The organism is Blastococcus sp. TF02A-26 (assembly GCF_003319125.1).
Taxonomy (GTDB): domain Bacteria; phylum Actinomycetota; class Actinomycetes; order Mycobacteriales; family Geodermatophilaceae; genus Trujillonella.
Genome location: NZ_QOHG01000018.1, coordinates 1 through 25,082 on the forward strand (window position 1 = coordinate 1; position 25,082 = coordinate 25,082).

The 25,082-nt window shown below is 74.5% G+C and carries 24 protein-coding genes; 15 read left to right on the plus strand and 9 right to left on the minus strand.

Annotated elements, in window-relative coordinates; genetic code table 11:
• Nucleotides 1–122: 122 nt before the first annotated feature.
• Nucleotides 123–563 carry an OsmC family protein gene (locus DQ240_RS18035; protein WP_113841014.1) on the minus strand — a complete coding sequence of 147 codons (441 nt, stop codon included), beginning with the start codon at nt 561–563 and terminating at the stop codon, nt 123–125.
• 83 nt (nt 564–646) lie between these two features.
• The gene (locus tag DQ240_RS18040) at nt 647–1,105 is read right to left on the minus strand and encodes a MarR family winged helix-turn-helix transcriptional regulator (protein ID WP_113841015.1); all 459 of its coding nucleotides are present in this window, start codon (nt 1,103–1,105) and stop codon (nt 647–649) included.
• 206 nt (nt 1,106–1,311) lie between these two features.
• Here DQ240_RS18040 and clpB point away from each other — a divergent pair, with 206 nt between their 5' ends.
• The 7 genes from clpB to DQ240_RS18075 all read left to right on the plus strand — a co-directional run bounded on the left by clpB (nt 1,312) and on the right by DQ240_RS18075 (nt 10,596).
• A complete protein-coding gene (gene clpB / locus DQ240_RS18045) occupies nt 1,312–3,900 on the plus strand; it encodes an ATP-dependent chaperone ClpB (RefSeq protein WP_113841016.1) in 2,589 nt (862 codons plus the stop codon).
• 91 nt (nt 3,901–3,991) lie between these two features.
• Complete coding sequence (locus tag DQ240_RS18050) at nt 3,992–4,615, plus strand: hypothetical protein (RefSeq protein WP_147262025.1); 624 nt, start codon at nt 3,992–3,994, stop codon at nt 4,613–4,615.
• Nucleotides 4,616–4,696: 81 nt separating this feature from the next.
• On the plus strand, nt 4,697–6,379 hold the full coding sequence (locus DQ240_RS18055; RefSeq protein ID WP_199589389.1) for a molybdopterin-dependent oxidoreductase: 1,683 nt from the start codon (nt 4,697–4,699) through the stop codon (nt 6,377–6,379).
• Nucleotides 6,380–6,520: 141 nt separating this feature from the next.
• Nucleotides 6,521–7,186, plus strand: a complete 666-nt coding sequence (locus tag DQ240_RS18060) for a fasciclin domain-containing protein (protein ID WP_233498810.1) — start codon at nt 6,521–6,523, stop codon at nt 7,184–7,186.
• 68 nt (nt 7,187–7,254) lie between these two features.
• Complete coding sequence (gene pyrE, locus DQ240_RS18065) at nt 7,255–7,809, plus strand: orotate phosphoribosyltransferase (RefSeq protein WP_113841155.1); 555 nt, start codon at nt 7,255–7,257, stop codon at nt 7,807–7,809.
• Nucleotides 7,810–7,828: 19 nt separating this feature from the next.
• Nucleotides 7,829–9,241 (plus strand): FAD-binding oxidoreductase, encoded by a 1,413-nt coding sequence (locus tag DQ240_RS18070; RefSeq protein WP_113841020.1) that lies wholly within the window; start codon nt 7,829–7,831, stop codon nt 9,239–9,241.
• A 5-nt stretch (nt 9,242–9,246) separates the two neighbouring features.
• Complete coding sequence (locus tag DQ240_RS18075) at nt 9,247–10,596, plus strand: FAD-dependent oxidoreductase (RefSeq protein ID WP_113841021.1); 1,350 nt, start codon at nt 9,247–9,249, stop codon at nt 10,594–10,596.
• 7 nt (nt 10,597–10,603) lie between these two features.
• Here DQ240_RS18075 and DQ240_RS18080 read toward each other — a convergent pair whose 3' ends face one another.
• Nucleotides 10,604–11,266, minus strand: coding sequence for a hypothetical protein (locus DQ240_RS18080; RefSeq protein ID WP_113841022.1), 663 nt, complete (start codon nt 11,264–11,266; stop codon nt 10,604–10,606).
• Between the two features lie 103 nt (nt 11,267–11,369).
• Between DQ240_RS18080 and fbaA the strand changes: the two genes are divergently transcribed.
• Nucleotides 11,370–12,404, plus strand: coding sequence for a class II fructose-bisphosphate aldolase (fbaA, locus tag DQ240_RS18085; RefSeq protein WP_113841023.1), 1,035 nt, complete (start codon nt 11,370–11,372; stop codon nt 12,402–12,404).
• Nucleotides 12,401–12,808, plus strand: coding sequence for a DUF3151 domain-containing protein (locus tag DQ240_RS18090; protein ID WP_113841024.1), 408 nt, complete (start codon nt 12,401–12,403; stop codon nt 12,806–12,808). The genes fbaA and DQ240_RS18090 overlap by 4 nt, the downstream gene beginning before the upstream one ends.
• A 34-nt stretch (nt 12,809–12,842) precedes the next feature.
• Here the strand turns inward: DQ240_RS18090 and DQ240_RS18095 are convergent, their stop codons facing one another.
• The 3 genes from DQ240_RS18095 to DQ240_RS18105 all read right to left on the minus strand — a co-directional run bounded on the left by DQ240_RS18095 (nt 12,843) and on the right by DQ240_RS18105 (nt 15,417).
• Complete coding sequence (locus DQ240_RS18095) at nt 12,843–13,646, minus strand: ATP-binding cassette domain-containing protein (RefSeq protein WP_113841025.1); 804 nt, start codon at nt 13,644–13,646, stop codon at nt 12,843–12,845.
• Nucleotides 13,643–14,563 carry an ABC transporter permease gene (locus tag DQ240_RS18100; RefSeq protein WP_233498811.1) on the minus strand — a complete coding sequence of 307 codons (921 nt, stop codon included), beginning with the start codon at nt 14,561–14,563 and terminating at the stop codon, nt 13,643–13,645. The genes DQ240_RS18095 and DQ240_RS18100 overlap by 4 nt, the downstream gene beginning before the upstream one ends.
• Nucleotides 14,564–14,799: 236 nt before the next feature.
• Complete coding sequence (locus DQ240_RS18105; protein WP_113841026.1) at nt 14,800–15,417, minus strand: hypothetical protein; 618 nt, start codon at nt 15,415–15,417, stop codon at nt 14,800–14,802.
• Nucleotides 15,418–15,500: 83 nt separating this feature from the next.
• Between DQ240_RS18105 and DQ240_RS18110 the strand changes: the two genes are divergently transcribed.
• Nucleotides 15,501–16,790: an adenylosuccinate synthase gene (locus DQ240_RS18110; RefSeq protein WP_113841027.1), complete on the plus strand. Its 1,290-nt coding sequence runs from the start codon at nt 15,501–15,503 to the stop codon at nt 16,788–16,790.
• Nucleotides 16,791–16,835: 45 nt separating this feature from the next.
• On the opposite strand, the gene DQ240_RS18115 is transcribed toward DQ240_RS18110, so the two are convergent.
• Nucleotides 16,836–17,870, minus strand: coding sequence for a glycerophosphodiester phosphodiesterase family protein (locus tag DQ240_RS18115; protein ID WP_113841028.1), 1,035 nt, complete (start codon nt 17,868–17,870; stop codon nt 16,836–16,838).
• Nucleotides 17,871–18,100: 230 nt separating this feature from the next.
• Here DQ240_RS18115 and rsgA point away from each other — a divergent pair, with 230 nt between their 5' ends.
• Nucleotides 18,101–19,120, plus strand: a complete 1,020-nt coding sequence (gene rsgA / locus DQ240_RS18120; protein WP_113841029.1) for a ribosome small subunit-dependent GTPase A — start codon at nt 18,101–18,103, stop codon at nt 19,118–19,120.
• 11 nt (nt 19,121–19,131) lie between these two features.
• Here the strand turns inward: rsgA and DQ240_RS18125 are convergent, their stop codons facing one another.
• Nucleotides 19,132–19,494, minus strand: a complete 363-nt coding sequence (locus tag DQ240_RS18125) for a hypothetical protein (protein WP_113841030.1) — start codon at nt 19,492–19,494, stop codon at nt 19,132–19,134.
• A 78-nt stretch (nt 19,495–19,572) separates the two neighbouring features.
• Between DQ240_RS18125 and purD the strand changes: the two genes are divergently transcribed.
• A complete protein-coding gene (gene purD, locus DQ240_RS18130) occupies nt 19,573–20,847 on the plus strand; it encodes a phosphoribosylamine--glycine ligase (RefSeq protein ID WP_113841031.1) in 1,275 nt (424 codons plus the stop codon).
• A 6-nt stretch (nt 20,848–20,853) separates the two neighbouring features.
• Here purD and DQ240_RS18135 read toward each other — a convergent pair whose 3' ends face one another.
• Nucleotides 20,854–22,251, minus strand: a complete 1,398-nt coding sequence (locus DQ240_RS18135) for an AI-2E family transporter (RefSeq protein ID WP_113841032.1) — start codon at nt 22,249–22,251, stop codon at nt 20,854–20,856.
• A 104-nt stretch (nt 22,252–22,355) separates the two neighbouring features.
• Here DQ240_RS18135 and purB point away from each other — a divergent pair, with 104 nt between their 5' ends.
• From purB to DQ240_RS24300, 3 genes are read left to right on the plus strand one after another with little or no spacing between them, the layout of a single operon-like run.
• A complete protein-coding gene (gene purB, locus DQ240_RS18140; RefSeq protein WP_113841033.1) occupies nt 22,356–23,663 on the plus strand; it encodes an adenylosuccinate lyase in 1,308 nt (435 codons plus the stop codon).
• The gene (locus tag DQ240_RS18145; protein ID WP_113841034.1) at nt 23,660–24,520 is read left to right on the plus strand and encodes a phosphoribosylaminoimidazolesuccinocarboxamide synthase; all 861 of its coding nucleotides are present in this window, start codon (nt 23,660–23,662) and stop codon (nt 24,518–24,520) included. The genes purB and DQ240_RS18145 overlap by 4 nt, the downstream gene beginning before the upstream one ends.
• Nucleotides 24,412–24,978 (plus strand): endonuclease domain-containing protein, encoded by a 567-nt coding sequence (locus DQ240_RS24300; RefSeq protein WP_113841035.1) that lies wholly within the window; start codon nt 24,412–24,414, stop codon nt 24,976–24,978. Before DQ240_RS18145 ends, DQ240_RS24300 begins: the two co-directional genes overlap by 109 nt.
• Nucleotides 24,979–25,082: the final 104 nt, after the last annotated feature.

The following is a 25,082-nucleotide window of genomic DNA, read 5'->3' on the forward strand; positions in this document are numbered from 1 at the left end:
TGCCCACCGGAGACACCACCGGCAGCCCCGAGGAAGCCCTCGACTGCGCCTGCGGCCTCTACCTCAGCGACCCCACCATCTGGCGGCAGCCGCATACACCGCCGAACTAACAGGCAGGACCACTAGCTCTCCAGCGCGGCGTCCAGGGTGATCTCACCGACGCCGGCGAGGGCCTTGCTGACCGGGCAGCCGGCCTTGGCCTTCTGCGCCGCCTCCTCGAACCCGGCGGCGTCCAGACCCTCGACCTCGCCGCGGACGGTGAGGTGGATGGTCGTGATGGTCGGTGCGTCGTCCTTCTGACCCAGCGTCACGTCGGCGCTGATCTCCAGCGACTGCGGCGTCCCGCCGGCCTTGCCGATCTCGCTGGAGAGCGCCATGGCGAAGCACGACGAGTGCGCCGCGGCGATGAGCTCCTCGGGGCTGGTGGTGCCGCCGGCCTCGTCGGCGGTCCGCTTCGGGAAGCTGACGTCGAAGGTGCCGACCTTCGAGCTCGACAGCTCGACCTGACCGGACCCCTCCTGCAGGGTGCCGTTCCAGGCGGTGCGGGCGCTACGAGAGGGCATGGGTCTCCTCCATCGGTCCGGCCGCCCGGGGCTGGACGGCGTTCCCGTCGCCCCTACCCGTCCCGATGGCGCACAACCGGCCGTCAGGAGCCGGTGCGGCCCGCCGTCCCGACCCGCTCGATGAGGGTCTCCAGCTGCGACTTCAGGGCGCCGAAGTCGTCCACGTCGAGCTCGAGCGCGCAGATCATGTCCTCGGAGATCGCGAGGCCGCGCTCGCGCAGGGCCCGCCCCTCCTCGGTGAGCGCGATGGACACCGAGCGCTCGTCCTCCACCCGGCGGTGGCGACTCACCAGCCCGGCCGCGGTCAGCCGCTTGAGCAGCGGCGACAGGGTGCCGCTGTCGAGGTTGAGACGGGCGCCGAGCTGGCCGACCGTCTGGTTGTCCTCTTCCCAGAGCAGCATCATCACGAGGTACTGGGGATAGGTCAGCCCGATCTCGTCGAGCTGCGGCCGATAGCGCGCGGTGAGCGCGCGCGAGGCGGCGTACAGCGCGAAGCACAGCTGGTCCTCCAGGAGGACGCTCGGGGCCGGCAGGCGCGTCATGCCCGCGAGTCTACGGCGGGGGAAGGGCTCTTCGTCCCGGAACCGTGCACCGGATGCACCCTGTGCTGAGGCGTGGCTCACATCCATGGTGGTCTCGGCGGCGTGACGACTCAGGTTGAGTGGAACAGACTCAACCCTGTGTGCGTTGGACCGATCGAGCCGGCCGGACCACCCCGGCCCCGACGTGAGAGGAACCCCCGCCCCCGATGGCGCAGAGCAAGCTCACCACCCGTTCGCAGGAGGCCGTCACGGCCGCGCAGCGGCTGGCCGTCGACCGCGGCCAGGCCGCGCTCGAGCCCCTGCACCTCCTGGTCGCCCTCCTCGAGCAGTCCGACGGCATCGCCGGCCCCCTCCTCCAGGCCACCGGAGCCGACCCCGCCGACGTGCGGGCCAAGGCCGAGGCCGCGGTGCGCCGGCTGCCCAGCGTCAGCGGCGCCACCGTGCCCGCCCCCTCGCCGTCCCGGGAGTTCCTGCGCGTGCTGAACGCCGCCGGGGAGCAGGCGAGCGCGCTGGGCGACGAGTTCATCTCCACCGAGCACCTGCTGGTCGGCCTCGCCGGCTCCGACGGCGAGGCCGCGGCCGTGCTGACCGGCAGCGGCGCCACCCGCGAGGCCCTGCTCGCCGCGTTCCGCACGGTGCGGGGCAACCGCAAGGTCACGACCGCCGACCCGGAGAGCACCTTCCAGGCCCTGGAGAAGTTCGCCGTCGACCTCACCGAGCGGGCGCGTGAGGGGAAGATCGACCCGGTCATCGGCCGGGACACCGAGATCCGCCGCGTCGTCCAGGTGCTCAGCCGCCGGACCAAGAACAACCCGGTCCTCATCGGCGAGCCGGGCGTCGGCAAGACGGCGATCGTCGAGGGCCTGGCACAGCGGATCGTCGCCGGCGACGTGCCCGAGAGCCTCAAGGGCAAGCGGCTCATGGCGCTGGACCTCGGCGCGATGGTCGCCGGGGCCAAGTACCGCGGCGAGTTCGAGGAGCGGCTCAAGGCCGTCCTCCAGGAGATCACCGAGGCCGAGGGCCAGGTCATCACCTTCATCGACGAGCTGCACACCATCGTCGGCGCCGGCGCGACCGGTGAGTCCGCGATGGACGCCGGCAACATGATCAAGCCGATGCTCGCCCGCGGCGAGCTGCGCATGGTCGGTGCCACCACGCTGGACGAGTACCGCGAGCACATCGAGAAGGACCCGGCGCTCGAGCGGCGCTTCCAGCAGGTGCTGGTCGGCGAGCCGTCCGTCGAGGACACCATCGGCATCCTCCGCGGGCTCAAGGAGCGCTACGAGGTGCACCACGGTGTCCGCATCACCGACACCGCGATCGTGGCCGCCGCGACCCTTTCGGACCGGTACGTCACGGCCCGCTTCCTGCCGGACAAGGCGATCGACCTGGTCGACGAGGCCGCGAGCCGGCTGCGGATGGAGATCGACAGCCGCCCGGTCGAGGTCGACGAGGTCGAGCGCGCCGTCCGTCGGCTGGAGATCGAGGAGATGGCCCTGGCCAAGGAGGACGACCCCTCCTCGGTGGCACGCCTCGAGGCGCTGCGCAGCGACCTGGCCGACAAGCGGCAGGAGCTCGACGAGCTGACCGCCCGCTGGCAGCAGGACAAGAGCGCGATCGTCCGCATCCAGCAGATCAAGGAGGAGCTGGAGCGGGTCCGCACCGACGCGGAGCGAGCCGAGCGCGAGGGCGACCTCGCGCACGTCGCGGAGCTCCGGTACGGCCGCATCCCGCAGCTGGAGAAGGCGCTGCGCGAGGCCGAGGCGTCGGTCGAGACGGGCGAGTCGATGCTCAAGGAGGAGGTCGGCCCCGACGACATCGCCGAGGTCGTCCAGGCCTGGACCGGCATCCCCGCCAGCCGGCTGCTCGAGGGCGAGACGCAGAAGCTGCTGCGGATGGAGGACGAGCTGGCCCAGCGGGTCGTCGGCCAGCCGGACGCCGTCCGGGCGGTCTCCGACGCCGTGCGCCGGGCGCGCTCCGGGGTGGCCGACCCCGATCGGCCGACCGGCTCCTTCCTCTTCCTCGGGCCGACCGGCGTCGGCAAGACCGAGTTGGCCAAGGCGCTGGCGGAGTTCCTGTTCGACGACGAGCGGGCGATGGTCCGCGTCGACATGAGCGAGTACTCCGAGAAGCACTCGGTCGCCCGCCTCGTCGGCGCCCCGCCCGGCTACGTCGGCTACGAGGCCGGTGGTCAGCTGACCGAGGCGGTGCGGCGGCGGCCCTACACCGTCGTCCTGCTGGACGAGGTGGAGAAGGCCCACCCGGACGTCTTCGACGTCCTGCTGCAGGTGCTCGACGACGGCCGCCTGACCGACGGCCAGGGCCGCACGGTCGACTTCCGGAACACCATCCTGATCCTGACGTCGAACCTGGGCTCGCAGCTCATCGCCGACCAGTCGGTGCCCGAGGCCGGCCGCCGCGAGGCGGTCATGCAGGTGGTCCGCGGGCACTTCAAGCCGGAGTTCCTCAACCGGCTGGACGACGTGGTGGTCTTCCGGGCGCTGGGCAGCGAGGAGCTGACCGGGATCGTCGACATCCAGGTCGGCGTCCTGGCCCGCCGGCTCGCCGCGCGCCGGCTGACCCTCACGGTCACCGACGCCGCCCGCGAGTGGCTGGCGCTCAACGGGTTCGACCCGGTCTACGGCGCCCGGCCGCTGCGCCGGCTGGTGCAGTCGGCCATCGGCGACCAGCTCGCGCGGGCGCTGCTGGCGGGCGAGATCCGGGACGGCGACCAGGTCGTCGTCGACGCGCCGGCCGACCTCTCCGTCGAGGGCCTGCTGGTCCGCCGAGCCTGAACCCTCCGTTGCCGGCCGGGCGTGGATCTCCTCGTCCCGGCCGGCATCGGCCATGATCAGGGCGGTACACCGGACCGGCACGGGAGTGGACATGACGTCAGGACAGGGCGGGCCCGACCAGCAGGGCTGGCAGCAGCCGCCGCAGGGTCACCCGGGCCAGCAGCCCGCCTACGGCCAGCAGCCCCCGTACGGGCAGCAGCCGTACGGCTACGCGCCCGCGCCCTCGGCCGGCTGGGGCGGCCCGCCGCCGGAGCCGATGGAGCGGCCGCAGACGGTGCGGATCGGGATCGGCGCGTTCGTGGCCACGCTGCTGCTCGGGCTGATCAGCTCGATCGTGCAGCTGTCGGACACCGACGACTTCGTCGAGCAGATCATGGACGCCGACCCGTCGATCACCCGGGACACCGCCGAGGCCGCGCTCACGGTCGGCATCGTGATCGGCCTGCTCGTCGTCGGGCTGCAGGCGCTGTTCATCTGGTTCGCCTGGACCGGCCGCAACTGGGCCCGCATCGTGCTCTTCGTGCTCGGCGGCCTCGGCGTGTTCAGCGGCCTGGTGGGGCTCGCCGGCAGCGGGGCGACGAACGTCTCGGGCTTCCTCACCTCGCTGGGCGTGTTCTCCCTGCTGCTGACGATCGTCGGCATCGTCGCGCTGGCGCTCAAGCCCTCCTCCGAGTGGTACCGGCACGAGGGCTGGCGCCGCTCGGCCATGCGCTGAGGTCACGGCCCGGTCGGCGACGTCCGGGGCCGTTACCCGATCGTGATGAACCGGATCGCCCCCTGGGGGCGAAGACCCGGTGTGACCACCACCGAGCAGGCTCCCGCGCCCGCCGCCGACACCGGCCCCGCCGGTCGCGGCGGCCGCTGGCTGCGCCGCGTGCTCGCCGCCCTCGCCGGGCTGCTGTCCGCTGCGGTCGCGCTGGGCGTCGCGCATCTCGTGGCGGCCGGCACCGGCCCCTCGACGGCTCCGGTCATCGCCGTCGGCGACACGGTCATCACGAAGGTCCCCGAGTCGGTCAAGCAGTTCGCCATCGAGACCTTCGGCGAGAACGACAAGATCGCCCTCGTCGCCGGCACGCTGGTGGTCGTCGCGATCTACGCGATGGTCCTCGGGCTCCTGGCGCTGCGGTGGCGCCCCGTCGGCGTGGTCGGCGTCGCCCTCTTCGGCATCGTCGGCGCGCTGGCCGCGGTCAGCCGCCCGGCGGCCGAGGGGCTGGCCTGGCTGCCGTCCGTGGTCGGCGCGGTGATCGGCATCGTCGCGCTGCTCCTCCTGCTCCGACCGCTCACCGGTGCCCGCACCAGCTATTCGGCCGACGCCGCGGCCGGACGGCACCGGGACGAACCGGCCGGCGAGGGCGTCGTCGACCGCCTGCGGGCCGCCCTCGGCACCTCGGGCGACCGCAAGGGCCTGGACCGGCGCGGCTTCTTCCTCGCCGGCGGGGCGGCGCTCGGCGTCGCCGCGGTGACCGGCGGGGGCGGGTACCTGCTCCAGCGCCGCTTCGACGTCAGCGAGGCCCGTGCCGACCTGACGCTGCCCACGCCGGCGTCCCCCGCGCCCCGGCTGCCGGCCGGCGCCGACCTGGCCGAGACCGTCGACGGCGTGACGCCGCTGATGACCCGCAACGCGGACTTCTACCGGGTGGACACCGCGATCACCGTCCCGCAGATCCGGCCGTCGGAGTACGAGCTGACGCTGACCGGCTCCTTCGATCGCCGCACGACGTTCTCCCTCGAGGACCTCTACGGCCGCGACGACCTCATCGAGCGGGACATCACGCTGACCTGCGTCTCCAACGAGGTCGGCGGCAAGCTCGCCGGGACCGCTCGCTGGATCGGCGTCCCCCTGGGCGCGTTCCTCCGGGAGAACGGCGTCTCCGCCGACTCCGACCAGCTGGTCTGCCGGTCCAGCGACGGCATGACCATCGGCGCCCCGACCCGGTCGGCGCTCGAGGTCGAGGACGCCATGCTCGCCATCGGCATGAACGGCGAGCCGCTGCCGGTCGAGCACGGCTTCCCCGTGCGGATGATCATCCCCGGGCTGTACGGCTACGTCTCGGCGTGCAAGTGGCTGGTCGGCATCGAGGCCACGACCTTCGACGCCTTCGACGCCTACTGGGTCGAGCGGGACTGGGCCGCCGAGGCGCCGATCAAGGTGGCCTCCCGGATCGACACGCCGGCCGCGCTGCGGCGCTTCCCGGCCGGCCGGGTGCCCATCGCCGGTGTCGCCTGGGCGCAGACCCGCGGCATCGGGTCGGTCGAGGTCCGCGTCGACGACGGCGACTGGATGGAGGCCGAGCTCGCCCCCGCGGTCGACGCCGACCTGTGGCGCCAGTGGGTGCTGCCCCACGACTTCGCCCCCGGCAGCTACCAGCTCACCGTCCGGGCCACCTCGGCCGACGGCGAGACGCAGACCGCCGACCGCGCGACCCCGTTCCCGTCCGGTTCCACCGGACTGCACTCGATCCGGGTGACGGCGACCTGACCCGTCGTCCACCCGGGACCCCCCAGACCCGTCCCGGCCACCCGGCCGACGACGTCCGTACCGGCCCGCACGGGCCGGGCGCACCACCTGACCCGCGGCGTCCGTGACCCCGGCGCCGCACCGGAAGAGATGGAGCACCTCGTGAAGAGCACCCTGACCCGTGGCGTGATGCTGGCGGCCGCTTCGGCCCTCACCCTGAGCATGGCCGCCTGCGGCTCCGACGACAGCGGCGACGACACCGCGTCGGACAGCGGCTCGTCGAGCAGCAGCAGCTCGGAGAGCACCAGCAGCGCCCCCGCCGACGAGGCCTCGTCGGAGGAGCCCTTCGGTGCGGGCTGCTCGGCTGTCCCGACCGACGGCGAGGGCAGCTTCACCGGCATGACCGACGACCCGGTCGCGACCGCGGCCAGCAACAACCCGGCCCTGTCGACGCTGGTGCAGGCGGTCACCGCCGCCAACCTGGGTGACACGCTGAACAGCGCCGAGGACATCACCGTCCTCGCCCCGGCCAACCCGGCCTTCGAGGCCATCCCGGCCGACGCGCTCAACGCCGTCCTCGCGGACAACGCCCAGCTGACCGCGATCCTGACCCACCACGTCATCGAGGGCCGGCTGGCCCCCGACGAGCTCGCCGGCACCCACACCACGCTCAACGGCGACCAGGTGACCATCGAGGGTTCCGGCGAGTCGTTCACCGTCGACGGCACCATCACGCAGATGCAGGCCTCGGTGATCTGCGGCAACGTGCAGACGGCCAACGCCACCGTCTACATCATCGACCAGGTCCTGGCGCCCGCCGCCGGCTGATCGACCCACGTGTGACGGCCCGGCTCCCCTCGGGGGGCCGGGCCGTCGTGCTGCGTAGGGTCGGCCTCATGTCGGCCCCCGTCAGCCTCCCCGACCGCGACCGCCTGCTCGAGCTCATCGTCGAGCTCGCCGTCGTGCACGGGAAGGTGACGCTGTCCTCCGGCCGCGAGGCCGACTGGTACATTGACATGCGCCGGCTGACGCTGCACCACGAGGGCGCCCCGCTGGTGGGTCGCGTCATGCGGCAGATCACCGGCAACCTCCGCTACGACGTCGTCGGCGGGCTCACGCTGGGCGCCGACCCGGTGGCGACGGCGATGCTGCACGCCGCCGCGCAGGGGGAGGGGTTCCTCGACGCCTGCGTGGTGCGCAAGGCGGGCAAGGCGCACGGTCTGCAGCGCCGGATCGAGGGTCCGGACGTCGCCGGGCGCTCGGTGCTCGTCGTGGAGGACGTCTCCACCACCGGCGGCAGCCCGCTCACGGCCGTGGAGGCCCTGCGCGAGGCCGGCGCCGAGCCGATCGCCGTCGCCGTGATCGTCGACCGCGGCGGTCGCGCCGCCGTCGAGGAGGCCGGGCTGGAGTACCGCGCCGCCTACACGCTCGCCGACCTCGGCCTGGAGTAGTCGCCCTTACCGTGGTGGTGTGACCGCCCTCACCACCGCCTGGGCCGCCGAGCTCGCCGACGCGCTCGGGCCCGACAGCGTCCTCACCGACCCGGACGTCACCGCCGCCTACTCCCGCGACCAGGCGATGCTCGCCACGGCGGGCACGCCCGCCGCGGTGGTCCTGCCGCGCCGCACGGACGACGTCGTGGAGGTCATGCGAATAGCGCACCGGCACGGCGTCCGGGTCGTCCCACGCGGCGCGGGGTCGGGGCTCGCGGGCGCCAGCAACGCCGTCGACGGCGCGATCACGCTGGTCATGACCCGGATGGACGCCGTGCTCGAGGTGTCCCCGGCCGACCGGCTCGTCGTCGTCCAGCCGGGCGTGGTGAACAAGCAGCTGCGCGATGCCGTCGCCGGGCACGGGCTCTTCTACCCGCCCGACCCGTCCAGCTACGACTGGTGCACGATCGGCGGCAACCTCTCCACGAACTCCGGCGGGCTGTGCTGCGTCAAGTACGGCGTCACCACCGACTACGTGCTGGGCCTGGAGGTGGTGCTGGCCGACGGGCGGGTGCTGCGCACCGGCCGGCGCACGGTCAAGGGCGTGGCCGGCTACGACCTGGCGCGGCTGTTCGTCGGCTCGGAGGGGACCCTCGGCGTCATCACCGAGGCCACCCTGGCCCTGCGCCCGGCCCCGCAGCGGCCGGTCACCCTGGCGGCCACCTTCGCCACCACGGCGCAGACGGGGCAGGTCGTGGAGCGGGTGGTCACCTCCGGCCTGGTGCCCAGCCTGCTCGAGGTCATGGACAACACCTGCATCTGCGCGGTCGACGACCTGCTGCACGCCGACCTCGACCGCGGCGCGCACGCCCTGCTGGTCGCCCAGTCCGACACCGGCGGGGCCGCCGCGCTCGCCGAGATCGAGGCCCTCGCCGAGCTCTGCCGCGAGGCCGGCGCCGACCTCGTGCACACCACCGACGACCCGGCCGAGGGCGACCTCCTGCTGGCCGCCCGGCGGATGGCCCTGCCGGCGCTCGAGCAGCTGGGCAGCACCCTCATCGACGACGTCGCGGTGCCGCGCTCGGCGATCGCCACCTTCCTCGACGGCTGCGACGGCATCGCCACCCGCCGGGAGCTGACCATCGGCGTCGTCGGCCACGCCGGCGACGGCAACATGCACCCGACCATCTGCTTCGACCCGGCCGACCCCGGCCAGCGCGGGCGGGCGTTCGCGGCCTTCGACGACATCCTCGAGCTCGGGCTCTCCCTCGGCGGCACGATCACCGGCGAGCACGGCGTCGGGTCGCTGAAGGTGGACTGGCTGGAGCGCGAGATCGGCCCGGTGTCGCTGGAGGTGCACCGCTCGATCAAGGACGCGCTGGACCCTTCCGGCCTGCTCAACCCCGGCAAGGTGCTGCGTCGCATCCCGGACGGACGCCTGACACGCTGAGCGGCATGAGCCGAGACCGCCTGCTCGTCATCGGGGGTGACGCCGCCGGGATGTCGGCCGCCGCGCAGGCCCGCCGGCTGCGCCCCGACGACCTCGACATCACCGTCCTGGAGCAGGGGCCCGACGTCTCGTACTCCGCCTGCGGGATCCCCTACTGGGTGGGGGACCTGGTCAGCGACCGCGACCGGCTCATCGCCCGGACGCCGCACGAGTTCGCCGCGCAGGACATCGCCGTCCGGACCGGCACCCGCGCCGAGGCCGTCGACCTCGCGGCGGGCACGGTGCGCACGTCGGCCGGCGACGTCCTGGGCTACGACCGGCTGGTGGTCGCCACGGGCGGCCGGCCGACCCGGCCGCCCGTCCCGGGGCTCGACGCCGACGGCGTCCACGGCGTGCACCGGCTGGCCGACGGCGCCGACATCCGCGCCGGCATCGCCGCGGGAGCGGAGCGGGCCGTCGTCCTGGGCGGCGGCTACATCGGCCTGGAGATGGCCGAGGTGCTGCACGCCCGGGGACTGGCCGTGACCGTCGTCCTCGCCGACCCGCTGCCCATGGCCCAGCTGGACGAGGACATGGGGGAGCGGGTGTGCGCGGCCATGGGCGCCATGGGCATCGACGTCCACCCGGGGGAGCCGGTCCGGGAGATCGAGGCCGACGCCGACGGCGTCGTGCGGGCGGTCCGCACCGACGACGGCTGCTACGAGGCCGACCTGGTCGTGCTCGGTCTGGGGATGGGCCCGGAGGTGGGCCTCGCACGGGAGGCGGGGCTGACGCTGGGCCGCACGGGGGCGATCGAGGTCGACCGGTCGCAGCGCTGCACCGGGCACGAGGAGGTGTTCGCCGCCGGCGACTGCTCCCAGACGTACTCGCGGATCACCGGCGAGCCGATGCACATCGCGCTCGGCACCCACGCCAACAAGCAGGGGCGCGTCGCGGGCTCGGTCATCGGCGGGCGGCCGGCCCGCTTCGCCGGCGTCCTCGGCACGGCGGTGACCAAGGTGGGCGACACCGAGATCGGGCTGACCGGGCTGAGTTCCCGGGCGGCCGCGCGGGCCGGCTACGACGCCCGCGCCGAGTTCGTCGAGGGCACCACCCGCGCCGGCTACTACCCCGGCGCGGAGGAGATCACGGTCAAGCTGATCACCGAGCGCGGCTCCGGTGCGCTGCTCGGCGCGCAGATCGTCGGCGGTCCGGGCAGCGCCAAGCGGATCGACGTGTTCGCCACCGCCATCTGGGCGGGGCTCACCGCCGAGGAGCTGGCCGGCTCCGACCTCTCCTACGCCCCGCCGTTCTCGCCGACCTACGACCCGGTGCTCGTGGCGGCCCGGGTGTCCAGCCGGATCGAGCAGGGCTGAGCAGGCCTCAGAGCGGACGGACGGCCCGGACGAGCAGCACCGCGCCGGCCAGCCCGACGAGGACCGCGCCGGCCACGACCCACACGCCGGGGCCGACGTCGGCCGGTGCGACCGCCAGCCGGACCAGCGTGACGAACTGGGCCACGGTGGCGACCACGGCGCACAGCAGCGCGGTCGCCGCGGCGCCCCGGCGGGCACCGCGGGCCAGCAGCAGGAGCAGGACCAGCAGCGGCGGGACGGTGACGACGAGGGCGATCACCAACGTCTCCCCGGAGTCCTCCGACGAGTCCGCCGCCGTCGCGCCGATCAGGAGGGCCGCCAGGGCGGTGAACAGCCCACCGACCGCCCAGCGGGCGCCGGCCGACACCGGCGCGGCGACCAGCCCCAGGGCCGCGGCGAGCAGCAGGCCCAGGTAGGCGGCCACCAGCGTGGTGGCGTAGCCGGCGCCGCCCCGGTTGACCAGGTCACCGGCGTTCAGCTCGAGGGAGCGGTCCCCGCCGAGCTCGCCCGAGGCCCAGGTCATCAGGTTCCCGATGGCCGGCACCGACAGGGCCGACCCGGCGAGCAGGAGCAGCACCGCCGTCCACGCCGCCCAGGGAGCCGGACGCCGCCACGGCTGCTCCGCGGTGGCGGACGCGGGCTCGGCCGGCGGCGGCCAGGGCGTGGTCACCGGGTCAGTCTGCCGGGGGACCGGCGCACTCCGGGCTGTCACCCCCGGCGCGGAGGGCGCGATACTGGCCCGAGCCCGTTCCCGAGTGGAGGAGTCCCCCCGCATGCCCATCGCGACCCCCGAGGTCTACGCCGACATGATCAGCCGGGCCAAGGAGGGCGGCTTCGCCTACCCGGCGATCAACTGCACCTCCTCGGAGACGATCAACGCGGCGCTGCGCGGGTTCGCCGACGCCGGGAGCGACGGGATCATCCAGTTCTCCACCGGCGGCGCCGAGTTCGGCTCGGGCACCAAGGTCAAGGACATGGTCACCGGGGCGGTCGCGCTGGCCGAGTTCGCGCACGTCGTCGCCGAGCGCTACCCGGTGAACGTGGCGCTGCACACCGACCACTGCCCCAAGGACAAGCTGGACTCCTACGTCCGCCCGCTGATCGCGCTGTCGCAGGACCGGGTCGACGCCGGCCAGGCGCCGCTGTTCCAGTCGCACATGTGGGACGGCTCGGCGGTCGACCTCGACGAGAACCTCCAGATCGCCGAGGAGCTCATCGAGAAGTGCGCGTCGGCCAAGATCGTGCTCGAGATCGAGATCGGCGTCGTCGGCGGCGAGGAGGACGGCGTCAGCCACGACATCAACGACAAGCTCTACACCGCCCCCGGTGACTACGTCGCCACCGCCAAGGCCCTCGGCCTCGGCGAGAAGGGCGTCTACCTGCTGGCCGCGACCTTCGGCAACGTGCACGGCGTCTACAAGCCGGGCAACGTCAAGCTGCGGCCCGAGATCCTCAAGCAGGGCCAGGAGGTCGTCACGGCCGAGCTGGGCCTGCCCGAGGGCAGCAAGCCGTTCAACTTCGTCTTCCACGGCGGCTCGGGCTCGCTGCAGTCGGAGATCCGCGAGGCGCTGTCCTACGGCGTCGTGAAGATGAACGTCGACACCGACACCCAGTACGCCTTCACCCGGCCGATCGCCGGGCACATGTTCAGCAACTACGACGGCGTCCTGAAGATCGACGGCGAGGTCGGCAACAAGAAGACCTACGACCCGCGCAGCTACCTCAAGGCCGCCGAGACCAACATGGCCGCCCGCGTCGTGACGGCGTGCGAGGACCTGCTGTCGGCCGGCCAGTCCCAGAGCGCATGACGCACTCGCACGGGAACCTGCTGGGCGAGCCGCCGGCGACGCTGCTGCCCGCCTCCCCCGAGGCGGAGCGGGAGGTCGCCGACGGCGTCCCCGCGGCCGAGGTCGCGGCACACCACCCGACGTACAGCGCGGCCTGGGCGGCGCTGGCCGAGGAGGCCATCGAGGGCGGACGGGTGATCGAGGCCTACGCCTACGCCCGCACCGGCTACCACCGCGGCCTCGACGCGCTGCGCCGCAACGGCTGGAAGGGCTACGGCCCGGTGCCGTGGGCGCACGAGCCGAACCGTGGCTTCCTCCGCTGCGTCACCGTCCTGGCCCGCGCGGCCGAGGCGATCGGCGAGACCGCCGAGCAGGAGCGCTGCACCCAGCTGCTGCGCGACTGCGACCCCACCCTGGCGCCCTAGCCCCCTCGCTCCCCGTCTCGGCGGGACGGGGGCGTCAGCGGTCGGGGTGGGTCTGCCGGACGGTCTCGGTCAGCGCCGACAGCTCGTCGTCCCCGGCCATCAGGCGGGTGAGGCTGTCGGCGTCGACGTCCTCGCGGGTGAGGTCGCCGGCCACCTGGCCGCCGGCCAGCAGCAGGAAGCGGTCGCCGACGAGGTGGGCGTAGCGCGGGTTGGCGGTCACGAGCACGACCGCCAGCCCGCGCGCCCGCGCCGCGAGCAGCGCCTGGCCGGCCTGGGTGGCCCCGGCGACGCTGCGCGGGGCGACGGGCTCGTCGACCACGAGGGCCCGCGAGCCGAAGTGCAGGGCGCGGGCGATGGCCAGGCTCTGCCGCTCGCCGGGGCGCAGGGTGCTCGCCGGCTGGTCGGGGTCGACGCCGCGCAGGCCCACCTTCGCCAGCTCCCGGGCGGTGACGTCGCGAGCGGCGGCGCGGTCGAGACGGCGCAGCGGCCCGATGCCCGCGGTGGGCTCGGCGCCGAGGCAGAAGTTGCGCCAGACCGACAGCAGCGGCGCGACCGAGAGGTCGTTCCAGACGGTGGCCACGCCGGCGCCCCGGGCGTCGCGGGGAGAGCGGAAGCGCGCCGGCCTGCCGTCGAGCAGCAGCTCACCCTCCTCGGGGCGGGTCAGCCCGGACAGCACCGAGACCAGCGTCGACTTGCCGGAGCCGTTCTCGCCGAGGACGCAGCTGATCGTGCCCGGCGCGAACGCCGCGCTCACCCGCGAGAGCGCCGCGACGCTGCCGTGCCGGACGGTCACCCGGCGCAGCTCCAGCACCGCGGGGGCGGGATCGGGCGAGGTCATGACAGCGGCACCGCCCGCAGCCGGGTCCGGACGATGCCGTTGGCCAGGAGTGCGACCAGCAGCAGCACCCCGAGGAAGGCCTGGAACCACAGCGGGTCCCAGCCGGCGAGCGTGACCCCGAAGCGGGCCACCCCGTAGAGCAGCGCCCCCACGGCGGTGCCGACGGCGGAGCCGTAGCCCCCGGTGAGCAGACAGCCGCCGATGACCGCCGCGACGAGGAACTCGATCGCCGGCATGAGCGAGGGGTCGCCGTCGGCGGTGGTGATCCGCACCAGGCCCAGCGTGCCGACCAGCCAGCCGGCCGCGGCGGTGCCGCAGAACAGCGTCAGCGTGGTCCGCTGGACCGGGACGCCCAGCTCGCGTGCGGCCCGCCGGGCGCCGCCGATGGCGAAGACGGCGTTCCCCAGCCGGGTGCGCCACAGCGCCCACCCCGCGCACGCCGTGAGCCCCAGCCACCACACGATCGAGATCCGGAAGGTCCCGTCGCCCCACTGGACGGACGAGTCGAAGGCCGCGCGGGCCGAGGACCACCCCGGCGCGTCCCCCAGGCCCTGCAGGACGGTCCTGCCGGCGATCGCCCGGGTCAGGGCCAGCGCGGTGCCCTGCAGCACCAGGTGGGCGGCGAGGGTCACCAGGAAGCTCGGCAGGCCGGTCCGCACCACCAGCCAGCCGTTCAGCAGGCCGACCAGGAGCGCGCCGGCGAGCGAGGCCGCGAGCGCCGGCCAGATGCCCCAGCCCGCCTCGCCCACCAGCAGCCCGGTGGCCAGCGCGCTGGACACCGCCACCATGCCGATCGAGAGGTCGATGTGGCCGGCGATCAGCAGCAGTCCCACCGCCAGGGCACCGATGCCCAGGAGGGCGGCGGTGTCGAGCACCCCCGCCGCTCCGGCCGCGGTCAGCAGGTCCGGCGCCTGCACCCCGAAGAACACCGTGACCGCGACCAGCCCGATCCAGGCGGCCGTGCTCGGGCGCGCCAGGGTCCGGTCGAGCAGGCGACGGCCGGGACCGCGGGGCGCAGCGGCGGCCCTGGAGCCCGGCAGGCGGCCGGCGGTTCCGGGACCCGGTGGGGGGGACGACGGCAGCGGGGCCTCCTCGGGAACGGGTGCTCCCAGTGTCCACACCACGGCGCGCCCCCGACGGCGCGGGGCCCGGCTCAGGGGGCCAGACGCCAGCGCACCCGGTCGTCGGCGTACCAGGTCCACCGGCTGACCGGCCGCGGGTGGACGACGCCGTCGCGGGTCACCCGGGCCGGGTCGCAGGCGATCTGCAGCGCGCGCCCGCGGGACAGCCGGGGCGGGCGCATGGGCTGGAGGACCACGGTCACGCGCAGCGTGTCGACCGCCCGCCAGTCCGGCCGGGCGCTGATCCGGCTGAGCATCCCGTCGGCGACCTTGGCGTCGTCGTGGTGCGCCTGGGCGCCCAGCCGCCGGGAGAGGAGGCCCCGCCGGTCGTCGTCGGCCGGCTCGACCCGACCGGAGTGCAGCAGCACGCCCCCGTGGTCGTCGCGGAACAGCGTCATCTCCCGTTCGCCGCCGCTGCCGATGCCGAGGTCGCGGGCCAGCCCGCGGGAGAGCTTGTCCTCGGCAGGCTCCCACGAGACGACGACGTCGGCGGTGCGGGAGGCCGCGTTCAGTGCGGCGAGCACGCCCGCCAGCGCCGGCACCGGGCCGCGGACCAGCACCGACGCCGCCTCCACCGCCCCGGCGACCTCGTCCCGGGAGGGCGCCCGGGTCGGCTCCAGGCCGCGCAGGTCCACCTCGTGCTCGGGCATGCGATTACCCTGCCACCTGCTGTGGCGCGACCCGCGCCGGCCGGTTCTCGCCGGTGCCGATGTCCGAGGGGATCTGACGAGCGATGCCGGCTGTCGTGCTGATCGGTGCCCAGTGGGGCGACGAGGGCAAGGGCAAGGCGACCGACCTGCTCGGTGGCCGCGTCCCCTACGTGGTCCGCTACCAGGGCGGCAACAACGCCGGCCACACCGTGATCACCCCCGACGGGGAGCGCTACGCCCTGCACCTGATCCCGTCGGGGATCCTCACGCCGGGCTGCACGCCGGTCATCGGCAACGGCGTGGTGGTGGACCCGGAGGTCCTCATCCGGGAGCTGACCGGGTTGGAGGAGCGCGGGGTCGACACCACGAAGCTGGTGATCTCCGCCGACGCGCACTTGATCATGCCCCACCACCGTGCCCTCGACAAGGTCACCGAGCGCTTCCTGGGCAAGCGCAAGATCGGCACCACCGGCCGCGGGATCGGCCCGGCCTACGGCGACAAGGTGGCCCGCACCGGCATCCGGGTGGCCGACCTGCTCGACCTGTCGATCCTGCGGCAGAAGCTCGAGGGGACCCTCCAGGAGAAGAACCAGGTCCTGGTCAAGGTCTACAACCGCAAGGCGATCGACGTCGACGAGGTCGTCGAGGAGTACGCCGGGTACGCCGAGGTGCTCAAGGCCCGCATCGCCGACACCCGGCTGATGCTCGGCAACGCCCTCGACGCGGGCGAGTGGGTGCTGCTGGAGGGGTCGCAGGGCACGCTGCTCGACGTCGACCACGGCACGTATCCGTTCGTGACGTCGTCCAACCCGACCGCCGGCGGCGCCGCGGTGGGCAGCGGCATCGGCCCGACCCGGATCTCCCGGGTGGTGGGCATCCTCAAGGCCTACACGACCCGCGTCGGCTCGGGCCCGTTCCCGACCGAGCTGTTCGACGCCAACGGCGAGTACCTGCGCAAGCACGGCGGCGAGGTCGGCGTCACCACCGGCCGGGACCGGCGCTGCGGCTGGTTCGACGCCGTGATCGCCCGCTACGCCAGCCGGGTCAACGGCATCACCGACTACTTCCTCACCAAGCTCGACGTCCTCTCCGGACTCGAGACGGTGCCGATCTGCGTGGCGTACGAGATCGACGGCGTCCGGCACGACGAGATGCCGATGACCCAGACCGACTTCCACCACGCCACGCCGGTCTACGAGGAGATGCCGGGCTGGTTCGAGGACATCCGGCACTGCCGGTCCTTCGACGAGCTGCCCCCGAACGCGCAGGCCTACGTGCGGCGGCTGGAGGAGCTCTCCGGTGCGCGGGTCAGCGTGATCGGCGTCGGGCCCGGGCGCGACGAGAACGTCGTCGTCCACGACCTCATCGGCTGAGCCGGAGGAGATCCGTGGGCGACACGCCCACGGATCTCCTCCGCGTCAGACGGCGGTGGGGACGGCGGTCAGCTCGGACCGGACGGCGACGGCGATCTCCGGGAAGTCGGTGATCAGACCGTCGACCCCGAGCCCCAGCAGCAGGCGGGCCTCGCCGGCGGCGTCGCCCACGGCCGACGGGTCGGTGCCGCGCTGGAGGTGCTGCGGCAGGAAGAGGTTCTCCGCCCGCAGCGTCCAGGGGACCACCGCCAGGCCCGCCTGGTGTGCCCGGGCGACCAGGTCGGTGACGCCGGTCAGGTGGCCCTCGGCGTCGCGGGGCAGGATCCGGTGCCGGCTGGGTGCGATGCCCTGCGCGTAGGTGGAGATCCCGCGCAGCCCGGCGTTGGTGAGCAGCTGGTCGTCCTCGGGGGCGTCGTCGACGAGCTGGAACATCGTCGGCCCGTCGTCGCCCAGGCGGGCGCGGAGGTCCCGCAGGCCGGGGGCGTCGAAGGACTGCACGACGACGGTGCCGTCGGGGGAGACCGCGTCCAGGCGGCGCAGCTCGGCGGCGACCAGCTCGGCCATGGGCAGGCCCAGCTGGTCGGCCGTCCAGGTGGGCTTCTTCAGCTCGGCCAGGACCCGGATCGGGCGCAGCGGGGTCGACCGGCGGCGGGCGATCTCGACCACCTCGGCGAGCGTGAGGATGCCGAACTGCCGGTCGTAGGCGGTGTTGAGCGGACGCATGTCCGGCATGCGCTCCATCGCCCGCAGCGTCCGGAGCTCGGCGAGGGTGAGGTCCTCGGCGAACCAGCCGGTGCGCTCCTTGTCGCCCACCATGCGCGTGGTGCGCCGGTCGGCGAACTCGGGACGCACGGAGATGTCCGTCGTCCGCGACAGCTCGTTCTCGTGCCGGACGACGAGGGCGCCGTCGAGGGTGACGACGACGTCGGGCTCGATCATGTCGGCACCGAGGTCGATCGCCAGCTCGTAGCTGGCGGCGGTGTGCTCGGGTCGGTAGGCCGGTGCACCACGGTGACCGACGACCACAGGACGGGGGAAGCGGGTCACAGGACTGATTGCCTGCGACACGGTCGCGTGCATGTCTCCAGCACACCCCACCGAGGTGACGTGGCGGCGAACGCGGCGCGGCGTTTCCCGCACCATTCGGCAGACGCGCAGGTCACCGGCCCACGCGCGGGGCGCGTGTGACAGAAGTCGCGTGTGGACGACCGAGCCATACCCCTGTGTCGGCCCGCAGGCGCCGGAACTTGACCCCTCGAGCACCGAAAACCGGACGACACAGCCGCCCCACCCGCCCCACCATCGCTGCCGTGACCGACCTCGCCCCCCTCGGCTGGGACCCCACCCGGTCCGCCGACGTCCCGCCCGGCAGGGAGCCCGCCCGCGTCGCACGCGTGGACCGCGGACTGCTGACCGTGCTCACCGCCGGCGGCGAGCGCCGGGTCCACCCGTCTTCGGGGCTGCGCGAGGAGGGGCCCGCCGTGGGCGACTGGGTGGCGCTGCGCGGCGATCTCGCGGTCGCCCTGCTCCCGCGGCGGACGGCGTTCGTGCGGACGGCGGCCGGACGCACGTCGGCTCCGCAGGTGGTCGCGGCGAACCTCGACGTGGTGCTGGTGGTCGACGCCCTCGGCGGGCCGGCCCGGCTGCGGCGGATCGAGCGCTACCTCGCGGTGGCGTGGGGCAGCGGGGCCACGCCGGTCGTCGTCCTCACCAAGGCCGACCTGTGCGCCGACGTGCCGGCGGCCGTGGCGGAGGTGACCGACGCCGTCCTCGGCGTCGAGGTGCTCGCGGTCAGCTCGGTGACCGGCGCCGGCATCGCGGCGGTGGAGGCGCTCCTGCCGCCGGGGCGCACCGGAGCGTTGGTCGGCCCCTCCGGCGTCGGCAAGTCGAGCCTGGTCAACGCGCTGCTCGGCGAGGTCGCCGCGGCGACCGGCGAGGTGCGCGAGGCCGACCGCCGGGGCCGGCACACGACGACCGCCCGCGAGCTGCACCGGCTGACCGGCGGCGGGCTGCTGGTCGACACCCCCGGCATGCGCGAGCTCGGCCTGGCCGACGACGAGGGCATCGACACCGCCTACGCCGACGTGGCGGAGCTGGCGGGGGCCTGCCGGTTCCGTGACTGCGCGCACGGCGGCGAACCGGGCTGCGCGGTCACGGCCGCCGTCGACGCCGGCGCCCTGGACGCCGGCCGGCTACGCGGCTGGCGCAAGCTCCAGGCCGAGGCGCACCGCCAGGCGCTGCGCTCCGACGCGCGGGCCCGGGCCGCCGAGCACGCCCGGGTGCGGTCGCTGCACCGGGCGATGCGCGCCCAGCCCAACCGCCCCCGCTGAGTCCCGTCCGGTCACCGTGGCCGGCGGCTCCCCGCCGGCACGAGCAGCGACCAGGCCGCCGGGGCGAGGACGGCGACGGCGATCAGCGCGAGCGCCGGCCAGCGCGGCCCGGTGTCGTCCACCGCGAGCGCGACGTACGCCACCCAGGCCGAGGCCGACACCACGGCCGTCAGGACCGCGTCGAGCCGGCCGGTGCGGACCAGGAGGACGGCGGTGGCGAACGACCCGACCATCACCAGCAGCAGGACCAGGCCGGCGCCGATGTTCGCGCCGGCGTCCTCGGGGGTGGACACGACCATCACCACGGCGATCGCGGCCAGCAGGGCGGTCGTGCCGGCGGCCAACCGCACGGCCCGGTACGTCGACGTCGGCACGCCGGTGATGCTGGCCCCGGACCGGTCCGGTCGGCCAGCGACGTCACCTGATCGATGTCGTCGGTAGGGTCGCCGTCCGTGCGCGTGCTCGTGATCGGCTCCGGTGCCCGGGAGCACGCCCTGTGCGTGGCTCTGCAGTCCGACCCCGCGGTGACCGCCCTGGCCTGCGCGCCGGGCAACGCCGGGACGCGTGCGATCGCCGAGGCGGCGCCGCTCGACGTGGCCGACCCGGTCGCCGTGGCCGCGCTCGCCTCCACGTGGGGCGCCGACCTGGTCGTGATCGGTCCCGAGGTGCCGCTGGTCGCCGGGGCCGCCGACGCCGTCCGCGAGGCCGGCATCGCCTGCTTCGGCCCGTCGGCGCAGGCCGCGCAGATCGAGGGCAGCAAGTCCTTCGCCAAGCACGTGATGACCGCGGCCGGCGTGCCGACCGCCCGCGCCTGGCCCGTCGGCGGCCCGGCGGAGCTGGAGACCGCGCTCGACGAGGCGGCGGCACTCGTCCCCGGCGCCCCCTACGTGGTCAAGGACGACGGCCTGGCCGCGGGCAAGGGCGTCGTCGTCACCACCGACCGCGACGCCGCGCTGGCCCACGGCCGCGCGGTGCTGGACGCCGGTGGCGCGGTGCTGGTCGAGGAGTACCTCGACGGCCCGGAGGTCTCGCTGTTCGCCGTCACCGACGGGACGACGGTGCTGCCGCTGGTGCCCGCGCAGGACCACAAGCGCCGTGACGACGGCGACGGCGGCCCGAACACCGGCGGGATGGGGGCCTACGCGCCGCTGCCGTGGGCGCCGGCCGGCCTGGTCGACGAGGTGCTGGCCACGGTGCTCCAGCCGACCGTCGACGAGATGGCCCGCCGCGGTGAGCCGTTCTCCGGGCTGCTGTACGCCGGGCTCGCGCTGACGTCGCGCGGCGTGCGGGTGGTCGAGTTCAACGCCCGCTTCGGCGACCCCGAGACCCAGGTCGTGCTGCCGCTGCTGGAGACCCCGCTGGGCGGGCTGCTGCACGCCGCGGCCACCGGGACCCTGGCCGACCACCCGCCGCTGCGCTGGCGGGACGGTGCGGCCGTGACCGTCGTCGTCGCCGCGCAGGGCTACCCGGAGCGGCCGCGGACCGGTGACCCGGTCACCGGCGCCGACGGCGCTGGCGTGCTGCACGCCGGCACGGCCGCCGACGCCGACGGGACCGTGCGGTCGGCCGGTGGGCGGGTGCTCTCGGTCATCGGCACCGGCGACGATCTCGCCGCCGCCCGGCAGGCCGCCTACGAGCGGGTGGCCGCCGTGCGGCTGGCCGGCGCGCACTGGCGCACCGACATCGCCCTGGCCGCCGTCGAGGGCCGGATATCGGTCGCTCGCTGAGCGTCTTCACCTGATCCCGACCGCCGGTTCGGCGCGGTCGGGCCGGGGCTCCGGCGGCCGCGGGCCGTCGTGCCGGCGGGCCAGGTAGGTGCCGGCCACGTTGGCGCAGGCCACCACCGGGACCGCGATGAGCGCGCCGAAGATGCCGGAGATCAGCAGACCGGCCGCGATGGCGAGCACGACCGCCAGCGGGTGCACGTGCACCGCCCGGCCCAGCAGCAGGGGCTGCAGGACGTGCCCCTCCAACTGCATCACGAGGACGACGACGGCCAGGGCGATGAGGGCCTTGATCGGCCCCACCGACACCAGGGCGACCAGCACCGCGACCGAGCCGGCCAGGAACGAGCCGATGATCGGGATGAAGGCGCCGAGGAAGACCAGCGCCGAGAGCGGGATGACCAGCGGCACGCCCAGGATCGCCAGGCCGATGCCGATGCCGATGGCGTCGACGAGGGCGACGACGACGGTGGCCCGCACGTAGGAGATCAGGGTGCGCCAGGCGCGGCGGGCGGCCTCGTCGACGAACGCGCGCGCGTCGGCGGGGAAGAGCCCGACCAGCCACAGCCAGATCGAGCGGCCGTCCTTGAGGAAGAAGAAGAGCGTGAACAGCGCCAGGACGATGCCGGTGAACACCTCGCCGACCGTCGCCGCGGTGTCGATGGCGCCGGAGGCGAGCTCGTCGGAGTTCCCGGCGAAGAACCCCTGCGCCTCCTCCACGGCCTCGTCGAGCTGGCGCTCGGTCACCGGGAACGTGTCGACGACGAAGTCGCGCACCTGCTCGAGCCCGGCGCTCACCTGCTCGGAGAGGTCCTCGAAGCCGTCGATGAACCGCTCGACGACCAGCGTGATGATCCCGGCCACGACGCCCAGGCCGACGAGGAGCATCGCGAACGCCGCCAGGGCGCGGGGCCAGCCGTGGCGGACCAGGGCCGCCGCGCCGGGCTGGAGCAGCGCGGAGAGCAGCAGCGCGACGATGACCGGGACGATCACGACCGCGACGGAGGCCGCGGCGTACAGCAGCACGTAGGCGCCGACCAGGACGACGATCAGCCGCCAGGCCCAGGAGGCGGCGGTGCGCAACCCGCTGGGCACGCCCGCGTCCCCCACCGGGCGGCGGGAGCGCCTGGCCCGCGCGGAGCCGGCCGCCGGTGGGCCGCTCACGCCGCCGGGACCGATCACGCCGTCCAGGTCGGGCGCCCCGGGCTCGGGGCTGCCGAGCGGGGGTCGGGAGGCGCCGCCGGTGTCGTCCTCGGCCGGGTCGTCGGCGCGCTCTTCCCGGTGCCGGTCGTCGGGGTGCCGGTGCCAGCCGTGCGGGTCGTGCTCGGCGGCGGTCCGGATCCGTTCGCGGGCGCGTCCGACGAGGTCGCCGGCCCGTCCGGCCAGCGCGCTGGCCCGTCGCAGCATCGCGTTCCTCCGGCCGGCGAGTAGGGGGCGTCGATGATCACGCTAGCGCTGCGGGAGGATGCCCCCGTGGATCCTCGAGCTGACCGGATGCGGCGGGTACCCGCATGATCGACCGCTACACGCTGCCCGAGATGGGCCGGGTCTGGAGCGACGAGCACAAGTACGAGCTCTGGTGCCGCGTGGAGACCCTGGTCCTGGAGGCGCACGCGGCCGCGGGGCGGGTGCCGGCCGACGTCGTCGAGCCGGTGCGCAACGCGCCGCCGCCGAGCGCCGCCCGCGTCGCCGAGATCGAGGAGACGACGCAGCACGACGTCATCGCCTTCCTCTCCGCCTGGGCCGACAACACCGAGCCCCGCTCGGCCGCGGCCTACGTACACCACGGCATGACGTCGTCGGACCTGCTCGACACGGCGCTGGCGGTCCAGCTCACCGAGGCCACCGACCTGCTGCTGGCCCGGATGGACCGCTTCGTCGCCGTCCTCCGCGACCACGCGCTGGCCCACCGGGACACGATCAAGGTCGGCCGCACGCACGGCGTGCACGCCGAGCCGGACGTGTGGGGGCACCGGGTCGCCGACATCGCCTTCGCCGCCGCGCGCTCCCGTGACCGGCTGCGGGCCGCCCGCGAGCGCGTGGGCGTCGTCGCCATCTCCGGCGCGGTGGGCACCTACTCGCTGATCGACCCCAGCGTGGAGACCACGGTCGCCGACGCGCTGGGGCTGAAGGCCGCCGACGCCTCCACCCAGGTGGTCCTGCGCGACTCGATCAGCGAGTGGGTCGCGGCCCTGGCGATCATCGCCACCGTCTGCGAGACCGTCGCCCTCGAGGTCCGGCACGGCCAGCGCACCGAGGTGCGGGAGCTGTCCGAGGCGTTCGGCTCGGGCCAGAAGGGCTCCAGCGCGATGCCGCACAAGAAGAACCCCATCCGGTCCGAGCGCATCGCCGGCCTCGCGCGGGTGGTCCGCGCCGCCGTCGTCCCGGTGATGGAGGGCATCCCGCTGTGGCACGAGCGGGACATCTCGCACTCCTCGACCGAGCGGGTGTTCCTGCCCGACGCGGCGATCACCACCGACTACCTGCTGCACCTGACCACGGGCCTGGTGGAGAACCTCGTCGTCGACGTGCAGCGGATGCGCGACAACCTCGACCTGACCGGCGGGCTGATCTACACGTCGTCGGTGCTGCTCGAGGTCGTGGAGAGCGGGCTCTCCCGCGAGGACGCGTACGCCCTGGTGCAGGGCGCGGCCATGGAGACCTGGAACACCGGGACGCCGTTCCGCGAGACCCTCCGGGCCCGTGCCGCAGCGGACGGCGTGACCCTCGACGAGGCGCGGCTGGACGAGATCTGCCGGCCCGAGCGCTACGTCGAGTCGCTGGGCCCGCTGTTCGACCGCGTGGCAGCCCTCTCGTGATCGACCTCCCGCTCGTCGCCCGGGGCAAGGTGCGCGAGGTCTACGACGCCGGCTCCGACCGCCTGCTGCTCGTGGCGTCGGACCGGATCTCGGCCTACGACCACGTCCTGCCGACGCCCATCCCGGACAAGGGCCGGGTGCTCACGGCGCTGAGCGTGTGGTGGTTCGAGCAGCTGACGCCGGTGCTGGACTCGTTCGGCGCCGCGCACCACCTGCTGTCCGCGGACGACGTCCCGGCGGAGGTGGCCGGCCGGGCGATGCTCGTGCGGCGGCTGACGATGCTGCCGGTCGAGTGCGTGGCCCGCGGCTACCTCTCCGGCTCGGGCACGGTGGAGTACCAGCGGACCGGCGCCATCCGCGACGTCGTCCTGCCGGCCGGGCTGGTCGAGGGTTCGCGGCTGCCGGAGCCGGTGTTCACGCCGTCGACCAAGGCCGAGGTGGGCGAGCACGACGAGGCGATCGACTTCGCCACGGTGGAGTCGCTGGTGGGTCCCTCGCGGGCGGTGGAGCTGCGGGAGCTGACCCTGGCGCTGTACCGCCGCGGTGCGGAGATCGCCGAGGCCGCCGGGATCGTCCTCGCCGACACGAAGTTCGAGTTCGGGCTGTCGGCCGAGGGGCAGCTGACGCTCGGCGACGAGGTGCTGACCCCGGACTCCTCGCGCTTCTGGCCGGCGATCACCTGGTCGCCGGGCGCGGCCCAGCCGTCGTTCGACAAGCAGTACGTGCGGGACTGGCTGACGTCCTCGGGTTGGGACCGGGTCTCGCCGCCGCCGGAGCTCCCGGACGACGTCGTCGCCGCCACCCGCGAGCGCTACGTCACCGCCTACGAGCAGCTCACCGGCCGCGCCTTCGCCTGACGCGGGGCGGGCGCCCCACCCCCGCCCACGCGCCCCCGCGATGGCTGTGGACGGCGCAAGCGGGAGCCGGGGCACCTGCTCCCGCCTCTCCCGGTGCCCACCCCGCCCGTCCCCTCCCGGAGGCTGCCCCTGGCCGACCGGCGGGCCGGCTCGCCCATGGAGTCGGTGCTGCGCTGGCTGCTGCACGAGGCGGGAGTACCCGACCCGGACCTCCAGCACGTGGTGCGAGGGCGTCCGGGGAGTGGCTCGGCGAGGTCGATCTCGCCTGGCCCGATCAGCGGGTGCTGGTGGAGTTCGACGGGGAGGTCCATCGCGACCGGCGGGTCTTCGTGCGCGACCTCCGCAGGCAGAACCGGCTCGTCCTGGCGGGCTGGACGACCCTCCGGTTCAGCTCGGCCGACGTCCTCGGCCGGCCCCGGGAGGTCGTGGCGGCGATCCGCGCGGCGCTCGGGCGGTGAGCCCCCACGACTCCTACGGTCTCGTGGCGATCGACCGCGGATGGCCACGAGTTCGCAGGACTCGCGCGCGCGGCGGTCGGCGCCGGAGACGAGGGTCACCCGGA

Excerpts from the sequence above, each read along its gene's own strand:
- pyrE (WP_113841155.1), top strand. The coding sequence starts at position 7,255 with ATGTCGGCCCCCGTCAGCCTCCCCGACCGCGACCGCCTGCTCGAGCTC.
- DQ240_RS18135 (WP_113841032.1), bottom strand. The coding sequence starts at position 22,251 with ATGCTGCGACGGGCCAGCGCGCTGGCCGGACGGGCCGGCGACCTCGTC.
- purB (WP_113841033.1), top strand. The coding sequence starts at position 22,356 with ATGATCGACCGCTACACGCTGCCCGAGATGGGCCGGGTCTGGAGCGAC.
- DQ240_RS18110 (WP_113841027.1), top strand. The coding sequence starts at position 15,501 with ATGCCGGCTGTCGTGCTGATCGGTGCCCAGTGGGGCGACGAGGGCAAG.
- DQ240_RS18035 (WP_113841014.1), bottom strand. The coding sequence starts at position 563 with ATGCCCTCTCGTAGCGCCCGCACCGCCTGGAACGGCACCCTGCAGGAG.
- DQ240_RS18105 (WP_113841026.1), bottom strand. The coding sequence starts at position 15,417 with ATGCCCGAGCACGAGGTGGACCTGCGCGGCCTGGAGCCGACCCGGGCG.
- fbaA (WP_113841023.1), top strand. The coding sequence starts at position 11,370 with ATGCCCATCGCGACCCCCGAGGTCTACGCCGACATGATCAGCCGGGCC.
- DQ240_RS18050 (WP_147262025.1), top strand. The coding sequence starts at position 3,992 with ATGACGTCAGGACAGGGCGGGCCCGACCAGCAGGGCTGGCAGCAGCCG.
- DQ240_RS18115 (WP_113841028.1), bottom strand. The coding sequence starts at position 17,870 with ATGCACGCGACCGTGTCGCAGGCAATCAGTCCTGTGACCCGCTTCCCC.
- DQ240_RS18075 (WP_113841021.1), top strand. The coding sequence starts at position 9,247 with ATGAGCCGAGACCGCCTGCTCGTCATCGGGGGTGACGCCGCCGGGATG.
- DQ240_RS18040 (WP_113841015.1), bottom strand. The coding sequence starts at position 1,105 with ATGACGCGCCTGCCGGCCCCGAGCGTCCTCCTGGAGGACCAGCTGTGC.
- DQ240_RS18090 (WP_113841024.1), top strand. The coding sequence starts at position 12,401 with ATGACGCACTCGCACGGGAACCTGCTGGGCGAGCCGCCGGCGACGCTG.
- clpB (WP_113841016.1), top strand. The coding sequence starts at position 1,312 with ATGGCGCAGAGCAAGCTCACCACCCGTTCGCAGGAGGCCGTCACGGCC.
- DQ240_RS18095 (WP_113841025.1), bottom strand. The coding sequence starts at position 13,646 with ATGACCTCGCCCGATCCCGCCCCCGCGGTGCTGGAGCTGCGCCGGGTG.